General features: G+C 69.3%; 9 protein-coding genes. 7 read left to right on the plus strand and 2 right to left on the minus strand.

Going from position 1 to position 11,355, the window contains the following annotated elements; translation table 11 throughout:
- On the minus strand, nucleotides 1-2,418 hold a 2,418-nt coding region (locus tag ACZ37P_RS38260; protein ID WP_467351104.1), incomplete at its 3' end, for an RHS repeat domain-containing protein.
- A gap of 929 nt (nucleotides 2,419-3,347) precedes the next feature.
- On the opposite strand from ACZ37P_RS38260, the gene ACZ37P_RS38265 reads away from it, so the two are divergent.
- From ACZ37P_RS38265 to ACZ37P_RS38295, 7 genes are all read left to right on the plus strand, one after another.
- Nucleotides 3,348-3,947, plus strand: coding sequence for a DUF4913 domain-containing protein (locus tag ACZ37P_RS38265; RefSeq protein ID WP_467351106.1), 600 nt, complete (start codon nucleotides 3,348-3,350; stop codon nucleotides 3,945-3,947).
- Between the two features lie 753 nt (nucleotides 3,948-4,700).
- Nucleotides 4,701-5,435 carry a hypothetical protein gene (locus tag ACZ37P_RS38270; protein WP_467351108.1) on the plus strand — a complete coding sequence of 245 codons (735 nt, stop codon included), beginning with the start codon at nucleotides 4,701-4,703 and terminating at the stop codon, nucleotides 5,433-5,435.
- Complete coding sequence (locus tag ACZ37P_RS38275; protein ID WP_467351110.1) at nucleotides 5,432-5,920, plus strand: hypothetical protein; 489 nt, start codon at nucleotides 5,432-5,434, stop codon at nucleotides 5,918-5,920. The genes ACZ37P_RS38270 and ACZ37P_RS38275 overlap by 4 nt, the downstream gene beginning before the upstream one ends.
- Nucleotides 5,917-6,555, plus strand: a complete 639-nt coding sequence (locus tag ACZ37P_RS38280) for a hypothetical protein (protein WP_467351112.1) — start codon at nucleotides 5,917-5,919, stop codon at nucleotides 6,553-6,555. Before ACZ37P_RS38275 ends, ACZ37P_RS38280 begins: the two co-directional genes overlap by 4 nt.
- Nucleotides 6,556-6,574: 19 nt before the next feature.
- Nucleotides 6,575-7,726 carry a hypothetical protein gene (locus tag ACZ37P_RS38285; RefSeq protein ID WP_467351114.1) on the plus strand — a complete coding sequence of 384 codons (1,152 nt, stop codon included), beginning with the start codon at nucleotides 6,575-6,577 and terminating at the stop codon, nucleotides 7,724-7,726.
- A 20-nt stretch (nucleotides 7,727-7,746) separates the two neighbouring features.
- Nucleotides 7,747-8,292 carry a hypothetical protein gene (locus ACZ37P_RS38290; RefSeq protein ID WP_467351116.1) on the plus strand — a complete coding sequence of 182 codons (546 nt, stop codon included), beginning with the start codon at nucleotides 7,747-7,749 and terminating at the stop codon, nucleotides 8,290-8,292.
- 178 nt (nucleotides 8,293-8,470) lie between these two features.
- On the plus strand, nucleotides 8,471-8,593 hold the full coding sequence (locus ACZ37P_RS38295; RefSeq protein WP_467351120.1) for a hypothetical protein: 123 nt from the start codon (nucleotides 8,471-8,473) through the stop codon (nucleotides 8,591-8,593).
- A gap of 874 nt (nucleotides 8,594-9,467) precedes the next feature.
- Here ACZ37P_RS38295 and ACZ37P_RS38300 read toward each other — a convergent pair.
- Nucleotides 9,468-9,794 (minus strand): transcriptional regulator, encoded by a 327-nt coding sequence (locus ACZ37P_RS38300; RefSeq protein WP_467351118.1) that lies wholly within the window; start codon nucleotides 9,792-9,794, stop codon nucleotides 9,468-9,470.
- Between the last annotated feature and the right edge of the window lie 1,561 nt (nucleotides 9,795-11,355).

Below are 11,355 nucleotides of genomic sequence, written 5' to 3' on the forward strand. Positions count from 1 at the left end.
GTCGTAGCCGTAGCTGTACGTGGTCCCACCTCCCGAAGTCGCCACTGACGTCAGCCGGTTGCCCGGGTCGTATCCGTAGGTCGTCGTTTTCCCCGAGAGGTTGTCCTTAGACCACTGCAGGAGGCTGCGGTCGTCGGTGGTGGCGGTGGAGCAGGTGGTGCCGGGTGTGCCGCCTGCGGTGCGGCAGTAGGTGACGTCGAACTGGCGGGTGGGTGAGGTGGCGGGGCCCTGGTCGGCCCAGACTCGTGAGGGGCGGCCGGAGGCGTCGTAGTCCTGGTGGACGTGGGCCTTGTAGATGGTGTGGTTGGTGTCGGTGCCGTACCAGGTGTCGGTGCGGCGGCCGTGGTCGTCGTAGGCGAACCGGACTCGGGTTGAGGTCGGCGCCGCGGTGATGAGCTGGGTCAGCAGGTTGGCGTCGTCGTAGCTGTAGGTGGCGGTGCCGCGGGCGTCGGTGACGGTGGCCAGGTTGCCTGACTTGTCGTATCCGTAGGTGAGGGTGCCGCCGCCGGAGGTGGCGGTGCGGGTGGCGAGGCGGCCGAGGTCGTCGTAGGTGTAGGTGGTGGTGCCGGTGGCGTCGGTGCGGGTCCGGACCCGGCCGAAGCTGTCGTAGGTGTACCCGACGGCGTGAGTGCTGTCGGAGTAGGTGACCGAGGTGATGCGGTCGGCGTCGTCATAGGCGTAGGTGGTGGTGATGTTCCGGCCGTCCTTGGCCGTGGCCAGGCGTCCGTACTTGTCGTAGCTGTAGGTCTGGCCGCCCAGGGACCCCCCGGTCACCGGGGTGACGGAGGTGGCCTGGTGGGTGGCGGAGTCGTAGCCGTAGGTGGCGCTGGTGCTGTTGCCCGGGTCGGTGGAGGTGGCGACGGTGCCGTCGTTGTTGTAGGTCACCTTGGCGGTGGCGGCGTTGGCGTCAGTGGTCTGGTCGCGCTGCCCGGTACCGGAGTAGTGGTAGGAGCTGCTGTTGGACTGCGCGTCGGTGGACGCCGAGGGCAGGTACTTCGTCCCGGCAGCGGTGTTGCCGTAGAGCGCGGACTGCGACGAACCCGTGGGGGAAGTCGTCTTGGTCAGCGACTCGCCGCCGTTGGCGTTGTACTCGTTCGATGTCGTCGAGGCTCCGCTGCCGGACCCGATGGTGCTGGTGGAGGTGTCGAAGTTCGCGGTGTACGTCTTGGACCGGACGTTGCCGTCGGCGTCGGTGGCCTTGGTGACGTGCGCGGTGTTGTCTGCGCTGAGGTCGTAGGTGGTGTGCGGAACCGTGGAAACCGACTGCGTCTGGTCGGTGTCCGGCGCGGCCAGCAGGGTCTGCGTGGCAGACGGGTAGGACAGCCGGGTGACGGAGTCGCCGGGGGAGCCGGCGGCGGTGTTGTGCTGGGTGACGGAGGTGACCCCGCGGGCGCCGTAGGTGAAGTTGGTGATGCCGCCGCCGGGGTTGGTGATCGACGTCAGTTGGTGGGCGGTGTAGCCGAAGGACGTGGTGCGGTTAAGGGTGTCCTTCACCGAGGCCAGGTCGCCGCTGCTGTTGACGGTGTAGGTGACGGTGCGGACCGAGCCGTCGGAGGCGGTCTGCTTCAGCGTCGTCACATGACCGGAGGCGTTGGCGTATACGCCGGTGCGCTGGCTGGTGGTGCCGCGGGTGGCCACGATCGAGCCAGGCAGGCTGCCGCTGTAGCCGAGTGTGGTGGTGTTGCCGTTGCGGTCGGTGATCTTGGTGAGTTTGCCGGTGGAGTCGAAGGTCTGCTTGGTCTGGCTGGAGTGGTCGGTCAGCGTGTAGGTGCCGTCGCTGTTCTTGACCAGGTCCGCCTTGAAGCCGCCCGGCGCGGTGAAGCCGGTGCCGGTGGACACGAACAGACCCGTCAACCCGGCCCGGCCCCGGTAGGTCACCGACCCTTCCTCATACACCGTCAGCGAGACGTCGTACGGCGTCAGCAACCACCCGTACCCCGCGGCGGCCGAGGTCGAGGTGAACCCGGACCCCACCGACTCGCTATTGTACGACGCGCCGAGACCGACATCGCCGTTGATCCCGGGCAGCGTCAGATCGCTGGTGGACACCAGTACATTCCCCGAGCCCACGTCGACCTGCGCCGAGACATGGTCGCCGGCGGAGAACGACAGCCGCGTCGCACCCGGCCGTGCACCCGCGCCCAGCATCGGCGAGACATGCGTGTCCTGAAGCGTCGTCAACGCCGAGCAGATGCCGCTTTGGCAGGCCTGCACCTGCCAGTCGAACTCCGTACCGATCGGCATAGACACCGGCAGCGTCAGCCGGGCGACCGAGCCCGACGCGACCGTCACCGTACCGCCGTTGACCAGATCCCACGCCCCGCCGGCGGCATACGTCCCCGCGAAGAACTTCGCCGTGACCTGCCCGCCCGACGGGCTCGACACCTTCGCCGTCAGCACCGGCTTCACACTGTCCACCAGCGCAACAGCCTGCGTCGGAACATCCGGGGCGGCAGCCACTGCCGGCGCACCCGCCGCGATGACCACCCCCGTGGTCGCGACGCCGAGCACCGAGCCCCAGCGTCCGAGTATGCGTTTCCGCACTTGCAGTCCACCCCCGTCACAGTCCGTGCCGCACCAGTCGGCGGGCACGCCTGAAACATCCTGGAGGGGCCCGGCAGTGGAACGTTGTCCTCCGGCAAACGAATGCGATGCGTGACAGTGATGGCATTCGGTCACCTCAAGATCTTTCGCGCGATGCACCGCGGTTTCGACAGAGCAATGGTGCTCCAATCCAACATGTCGCAGCGCTAATTGGCGTGTCGACCGAGGATTCGACCGCGTCATCGCCCGGGGTGACGTTCTTCACGGCATAAGCCCACTCAATCCGGGAATCGCACGCGAGTACGATTCTCTTGAAGTTCTGTGCACAGGGGTGGGCTGCGTCCATCGTCCGGCCGCAGCAGCCACGCGCGGTGTACAGCACGTCCACCAGCCGGTGGGAACCGTACGGCGCCGCCATCACCCGCCCCGCACCGCCACCTAGCAATGCGGCCGGGCGGCTGCGTGCGGCGTTCGTTGAGCGCATGCAGGGCCTACCAATGAGCGGGGTGACCGCCACGTCCGGACTCGGCCGTCCCGCCCAGCTCACCGTGTTCGGCAACGGCGTCATCCCTCAACAGACCGACTGAGCAATGCAGTTGCTCAGTCCACCCTTCCGGTGCTGCCCCGCTGATCACCGCTCTAGCCGCATTACCGCCTTTTCCCGGACCGGCCAAATCGCTGATCCTCCGCATCCTGTTCCCCATGTTCACTTCCTCACCGAGGAGCACCGCCGTGGCTTCCAGAAGAACCCCGCCTCCGCGCACACCGCCTCCGACCTGCTCACCCATCCCCCTGGAAGCGTCATGTCCGATCCCACCACGGCCGCCCCCGAACCAGAGCCCGAGCCGTTCCGCGTCGCCGACGAGAACCTCGGCGACCTGGCCAGCACGCTGGCCGCGACCATGGCCGAGGTCCGCCAGCACGGCGTCATCCTCGATCGCCTCGGTTCCGAACCCGAACCCCCCACCCCTGACGCACCGGCCGACAACACCGAGGCCGCCGAGGCCACGCCGGACAGCGGTCCGGCCAGGGTGTTCATCCTCGCGCTGGGCGGCGAAGCGTACGCCACCGAACTGGCCGCGCTCGCCGGCTGGGTGCACCACCTGCTGTTGCCGGTCTACGGCCGGGAGATCAGCACCACCCGCCCGTGGTGCGCCAAGTGGTACGAGCACTCCGAGGCCGTCGCCCGCCTCCACGCCCTGTGGCTTGCCTGGCAGCAGCTCACCGACGCCGAGGCGGGCCTGTCCGGTCCTTCGACATGGCACCGCGACCACCTCGACCACGCCCTGCTCCATCTGCGAGCCCCTGACGGTCCGTTCGCGGCATGCACCACCAGCCCGGCCCGCCCGAGCCACCGTGTGCTGGCCACTCCGGCACCTGTGATAGCGGGCGGTGACCGGTGACCGCCGAACTCGACTTCGCGCTGGACGACCTCGACCCTGCCGACCTCGGCTCCGAGCAAGCAGAACGCCTGCTGTGGGGCGGTGACCTGCGCGTCCTGGCCGAACACCACACCGCTCCGCACCGGTCCCACAGCTACGTGGTCGCCCACGACACCTCCGCGACCTGGGGCGTGCCCGGTGCGCCGCAGATCGCCGCGATCAAGGTCGCACGCGACTTCAGCGTGGGCACCTTCACTCTGGAACGCGAATATCACGCCAGCGTGCCGTTCGCTCAAGCCTGGCTGATCGCCCGCGGCTGCCCGCCCGAGCAGATCGCCATGATCGACGGCGACTTCGTCGCGCCGGCCGACGAACAGACCCTCCGGGTGCAGCAGATGATCCGCGAGGGCGGGCAGCGCTACGACGTCATCGACACCTGGACCTGGGACTCCGCCCCGTGTGAGAACTGGACCCTGGTGCGGGACAGTGGCGCGGCCGTGGACCCGGTCCGGGTCTTCCTCGAAGTGGTCGACGAGGAGGCGCTCACCTACACCGCCCGCGAGGGCGCCTTCCCCGACGAGGACACGGCCCGGGACTGGCTGAACGACCGCAGCACCCCGCTGCCACCGGCGCCCGAAGGCCACCTCGACGCCGATGCCCTGCGTACGCGCGTCGCGCTCGCCCGCTCCACCGGCGCCCCGCGCCCTGCGGCCTCGACACCCTTCCCGTGCCGTCCACCAGGGCGGTGCATCAGCCGGGTCCGGGGAGGTCGCGGTGAGCGCCCCCTGCTTCCGTATCGCCGGCTACTCCCCTGCCGACCGGTCCATCGGGCAGGTCCTCGCCGGTCTGTCGGCGGCCGAGCTGAGCACCGTGGTCGACCACCAGACCGACACCGCCAGCTACCCGCTGATGTACGACACCACGGCGACCTGGGACGACCCCAAACCGCAGTTCCACACCGTCGCGTTCCACCGCTTCCCGGGCTACGGGACGTTCACCCTGGAGGCCGCGTCCCATACCGGGATCGCCTTCGCCCAGCGGTGGCTCGCCGACCGCGGCGCCCCGCTCAAAGCGGTCAGCGTCTCGGGTAACGACCGCGCTCGGGCCGCCGAAACCGCCACCTCGCTCGTCGAGGACAAGATCCGCGCCGTATCGGGGCGGTACGACCTGCTCCAGGTCTTCCACGAGGACCTCGACGGCACCTGCGACGCCTGGATCCTGGTCCGCGACCGCGCCGCCGCCCAGGTGCCGATCCGGGTGTTTCTGCAGCAGGGCGACCTCGAAGAGCGGACGTCCACGCTCCGCGAAGGAGCCTTCCCCGACACGGCGTCTGCCCTCGCGTGGCTGGCCGATCGGACCGGACCGCTGCCGCCCGTGCCGGAACAACCGCCGGTACGGCGCGTTTCGGCAGCCCGCGCCCGCAGCGCGCCCGGAACACCCGGCAGCCGCACACCACAGCCGGTCTCGGCGCTCGGCGGACAGCCGGTGAACCGGAGGCGGCCGCTGTGAGCTTGCCCCGGCGCGCCTTCGCCGCCCACCCCGACGCCCTCGCCGACCTGCGCAACCTGCCCGAACCCATCCGTGACCAGGCGCTGCTGCACCTGCAGGACCTCGTCAATGGCGAACGGGTCGCCAAGCGACTGGAGGGCCGGCTCGAAGGCTTCCACAAGGTCATCCTCGGCGTGGGATCCGACTGGGCTTCTCATCGGCTGGTCGTCCAGTTCCGGCCCGCACCGGCCACCTCGAAGCACGACCGCGAGGTGTACCTGGTCGCCGCCGGCCCCCGCGCGGACTACGCGGTCTACCGCACCGCCCAGCACCGCACCGGCCGCACCCAGACCCCGCCCCCGGACCCGGCGACCGCAGTCCGCATCCGCGCCGCCAACTCCCGCTCCCCCCACGCCACCGGCCTCGCCCCCGACTCGACGACCGCCTCGGTCGCCTACACCACCAACACGCCCCCATCCACACCCACCCGGAAGGCCGCCCGATGACCACCGACCGCACCCCGCTGTCCCGCACCGAGCTGGCCGATCTGCTCACCGGCGCCGCCCACAGCATCTCCGGCGTCCTGACCGCCGAATACCCCACCCCGGCCGCCCGTTCCTATCTCCACCCCGTCCTGGGCGCGCTGTCCGCCGGGCCCGCCGTCATCGGCGAGCTGACCGACCGGCTGGAAAAGTTCCTGGACGAGCCGCTGCCCGCCACCCCTGCCGGGCTGTTCGCGCTCGCTTCCTACGCTGCCGCCCTGGGCTGGCTGGCCGAATCTCTCGGCGAGCTGACTGACTCCGTCGACCGGATCTGCACCCAGGTCGGCATCCCGACCGCGCCGCCCGAAGCCGCCTCGTTGCTGGCCCAGGAGAACGGCATGAGCGAGGCGGGTTCCGGGTTCAGCGTGCTGGAGCTGGCGGCCATCCGCGCCGCCGCCGAGACAGCCGGGTTGACGTCCAGCGAGTACGTCGCGGTGCTGTCGCAGTCGCTGCTGGCCGCGGCCCGGATCACCGACGCCTGCACGGAGATCGCCGCGGCCTGGCCGAAGACGCGGCGTATGTGGTGGGTGACGCAGGCGGCCAGGTACGGATCGGCGAGGGCCCGGACAGCCTGCCGACGCTGGTGCGCACCCTGCTGACCCGGATGGAGGCGGCCCGGTGAACTCCCACGACCCCGCCGTCCGGCCCGGCGCGCACCTGGTCGCAGCCGAACTCGGTGTCGAAGCCCCCTGGGACCTCAGCGACCGCCACCCGTTGGACATCGTGGGCAGGCTGGTCGCCACCGCCGCGCACGAGGCCGACGACCTGCACACCGACCTCACCCGCGCCGCGAAGACAGCGATCGAGACCCTCGAACCCATCAGCCGGGGCAAGGCACCGCAGATGCGCGGTTCGTACGGACTGCTGAGCGCCACCGGCCCGCAGCTCGAACTCCTCGCAGCCCGCCGGGATACGGCCTACCAGCAGCTGGTCCGGGCCGTGGCCGGCTATCGGCGGCTGCTTCCCGACGTCGCCCAACCGGCATCCGAGGGGCCCGGCCCTGTTCCGGGACGAACGGCAAAGGAAGCACCGGCCCGGGACGACGGCTGGGCCGTTGCCGGTGGCCGGCAGGTTCAGGCCCTGCGGGCGGTCGAGCACGGCGGCCTGCGGTTGAAGCAGAGCGCGCTGTCCGAGCAGGACCGGTACCTCTCCGACGGCACCGGCGTCCTGGTCCCGATCTGGGCGCAGACCGTCGAGCGGATGCTCTCCGACGGCCTGCTCGACATCGACACCTCCACGACACCCACCCAGGGACAGCTCCTGTCACTGACTCCACTGGGTCAAGAAGCTCTGCGGGCCGCCGATGACGCAGCAGCCACACCCGGTACCGGTCCCGAGCCCAGCTCCCGTGACAACGCCCAACCGGCCCAGTCGGCGGCCGATTCGGACCTGGCTGTCGATCCACTGCCCACGCGCGAGGAGCTGCTCGCGCTGGAGAGGATCAAGCACGGCGCGGTGCTGCTGAAAGAGCGCGCCTTCCGGTCCGGGCTGCGCGTAGAGACCGGCTCGGGTGCACGGATCTCCACCGCGACCGTGGAGACGATGACGGAGCGGGGCTGGATCGAGCGGGACACGAGCACGTCGCTGAACTTCGGCCAGCAGCTCGTCGTCACCGCCTCCGGAGAGGCGGCCTTCCGCGCGGGATGCTCCCAGGACCCGCGCACCGCCGCCGCCCTCAGCCGCAGCACCCCGAACGCCCTCCCCACGCCGCCGGCGGAACCACCTCCTGCCGGCCCCGCCGGTCACACGAACCCGACCCGCTCCCGCTGACCTGAACGAAGGAAACGCCCATGCCCACCACTGCCTTCCACACCCGCCGCCTGATCGAGCACCGGTACGGCCGCCCGCTGGAGCACCTTCGGGACGAGATCGCCCACCACCGCTGCGCCGACCCTGTCCTGCCGATCGTTTTGCGCCGCCTGACCGCTCTGGAGCAGACCGCCGAGCAGGGCCGCGCGACGCACCGCGCCCTGCGCACCACCGTTCGGAAAGCCGTCGTCGACGGCAACCCCCGGGATGACCGTCTGCGCCCCTACATCGCCGAACTCCTGCGCGTGGAGCAGCAGGAGCAGACGCAGGCCGAAGCGCTGTGGGACCTGCTGGACGTCCGGCTGCTGCTCGACCAGCCCGCTGCCGGCCGCCTCCCATTGCCACAGCGGCCAGGTCGCGTTGCCGAAGACCAGGACGTGATGGAGGCAGCCCGTCAGGCTGCCGCCCACATGCCCCGCCTCACCCGCGACGCGCTGCGCCAGGCCCTGCGCGACCGCCGCATCCACATCAGCAACCGCCGCCTCGGGGGCGTGCTCCAGCAACTGCGCGCCGAACGCGCCCGTTGAACCATCCCCTTTCTCAGACTTCTTCATCCCCTTGCAGTCCGTCATGTCCACCCTCGCCCAGCCCGGCACCTCGCAGCCCGACGCCGCCCGCGCCCAGCGCATCGAGGACGCGCTGACCCTGATCGCACCGAAGTGGACGAACTGGATCGTGCAGACTCTGGCCCAGGAGCACCAGCCGATGCGGGTACGGAAGATCGCCCGTCATCTGCCCTTCGTCAGCGAGCAGCTCGTCGGCAAGCGGATGGCCCAGATGCACGCCGACGGCCTCGTGACCCGCGGTGCGGATCTCCGAGCCCCGTAACAGCTCAGTGGATTCGGCACGTCGCCGCAGACCGGCCCGCACGTGCTCCGGGTCGATGCCCTCTGCCAGGAGCTTTTTGATCACCCGGCCCAGGTGACCGATCACGTCTTCCGGCGGGCGCTGGCCGCACGAGGCGACGTACTCCCCGACGAGCTGGTTCGCCGAGACGCTGCCCGCGTCGGGCGCATCGCGCCCCGTAGGGAAAGAAGATCCAGGATCCAAGATCCTAGGTCCGGACCCCGAGGGTTCCCCGACCTTTTGGGGAGCCTTCGGGGAGGGTTCGGCGAATCCGGCCTGACCTGCGGCTTTGTCAGCAGCCTCGCGGTGAGTGCTGTCGGCGGTGTCGGCGATTTCCTGTGCGGGCGCGGGAGCGTTCTGGGCGGGGGCGGGAGGAGTCGGCGTGGGCTGATCGGGCAATTCGGGGGTTCCCGGAGGGTTCGGGGAATCTTCCGGGAGGTCTCCGGGAGCCTTCGGAGAGTCCTCGGCGCGCTCGGTGCAGGGGCCCTTGCAGACCCCACACCGCTGCGGCTCGCACTTCGGGCACGCAGGGAGCCGGGACTGAGAGGGGGTGTCGATCTTCTGGTGCTTGAACCAGGTCGGGTAATGGAAGTACCGCTTGCCGTCGCAGCCGGTGTACCGGCAGATCGCCCCGGCGTTTTCGAGCTGGGTGAGGTCGTCCTCGACCTGGACGGCGCCGTGCTCGGCGCGCAGCGGCCAGATGATGCCGAAGATGATCGCCGCGTTGTCCCTGTGCCTGCCCCAGTCGTCGGCCATGTTGGTCATCGCCAGGAAGGTCACCATGGCGGGGATACTGACCTCGGCGAGCGTCTCGGACGTCCAGGTCTCGGGCTTGATGGCGCGGATTCGCGGCACGTCAGCGGCCCCGCACGGCAGCGACCAGGTCGCTGCGGGTGAGAGTGGCGGTGGCCAGGTCGAAGGTGTGGGGCTCGGCCCAGTCGGTCTCCGGCCACACCCTCATGATCCAGCGGGCTGCGACCTTCGCTGTCGTCCGGCTCAGCTCCATCGGCGTTCCGGTCGCGTCCTTGGCGATGGCGTGCGGGTGGGGCCAGGTCTCCAGCGGCGCGATAAGGCTGACGCGCAGGGTCGCCGCGCCGCGGATCATGTCGGCGAGCTGGGCGGCCAGGCGCTGCGCCCGGCTGGTGTCTGGGCAGGCTTCGCTTTCGCCGTCGGCGGTGTGCATGCAATACTCCCGTGTTTGTAGGAGCGCGGTACGGCGGTTCTCGTGCAAAAGCCCCGCCGCCCGCGTGATGTGAATCGGCGCCCTCGGGTGCCGGCCCGGCGTCTGGGAGTTGGTAGCTCCCGGACGTCGGTCTCATGTCGTCTGGAAATCGCCCTCTGTCGCCTCCCGTTGAGCCCTTGGCGGGCATTCCTGCGCTGCGACGATCAACGTATGCGCGGGCGGCGGCAACAGTCCACCGCGTATGGGCCGTTACTGCCCATGGACGCCAAACGACATACTGCACTGGCCCTTCGGGAAAGCCGAGGGCTCGGCTTCTACGCTCGAATCGCTCCCGGGTCACGGGAGGTTCTATGGCGGATATGGCGGGATGACCGCCGGGCGCCACCGCCACCTCGCCGGACCGGAGGATCCCCCTTCTGGCCTCGGTCTTCACCGGTTCCCGTGAAGTGATCTTCGGCCTCCAGGTAGATACTGTCAATCTCGCATGATTCAGATCTCTGACCTGCATGTTTGATCATTACGGGCGAATAGAAACTCATGCCTACTTTATCCGTTTTGGAAAGATTGAGTTTCCGGCGCCAGCGCCCTGACCTGGTGCTATTCCCCACAGGTCGTCATCACGGCCGCCCCGAGGTGAACGGATCCCGTGACCGCTTCGAGTGTGGCCACTTCTGACGCGCCGGGACGTGTCCGACTACGGCCAATAACCGCGTCTGCGTCGCACCGGCGGCAATCAGATCCAGGCGACTCAGGCTCTGCAGGCGGAGGGACCAGGACCACTTTTCACCGGGAGGTATAGACCTATGTCCATTTTCATCTCATGATGAATTGACCGCTCCTGGTCGGCGTTCGATGGCCGACCGCGGTGAACGCCGAAGGAGCGAAAGAAGATGGAAATGCGACGCCGTACAGAGGTCAATTAGGAGTTGGCCCAAGGAGCTCCTAAGGCGCGCAGAGCAGAATACGGAATAGCGCTCCATAAACAAACCAGCATGAGTGCATGCAGCATCTACATTGCCGGTTCGGAGAAGGACACCGGCCAGTTGGGCCTGGATCAGTGAATACGTCCTCCCCCTGCCGGCGTTGCCGTGGCGCAGCGCCTGGCGCAGGGCTGCGGCGGCCGCAGGGTAGTCCCGTAGTTCCCCGTGCACGGCTGCGGCACGATAGAAGAGCGCAGTGAGCGGCGTGACCGTGAGGGGCCTTCCCGCTCCCGCCGTGCCGCCCAGTTCTTGACGGGCACCCGCGATGTCGGCCAGGGCACCCTCGCGATCTCCGGACCTGGCCTTCGCGACCGCCCGCTCACTCAGCGCCGACGCCAACGCCTCACGCACCGGTCCATCACCGGTCCTCGCGGTCTCCACTGCAGCCTCGGCCAGGGCCAGGGCGTACCAGTCGTGCCGGAGCAAGGCGGCCTCAGCACTCATCGACGTGAGAATGGCGGAGTAGAGGTCCCGATCACCGGCCGTCCTAGTACGGCAGCTGTAGATCGTGATCTTGTCCTTCGAGTGGCCCTCTATCCTGCCGACCCGCCTGCTGAGTCCTCTGCGCCGTCGACGACCGA

This window comes from Streptomyces sp. NPDC024632, from assembly GCF_055559175.1.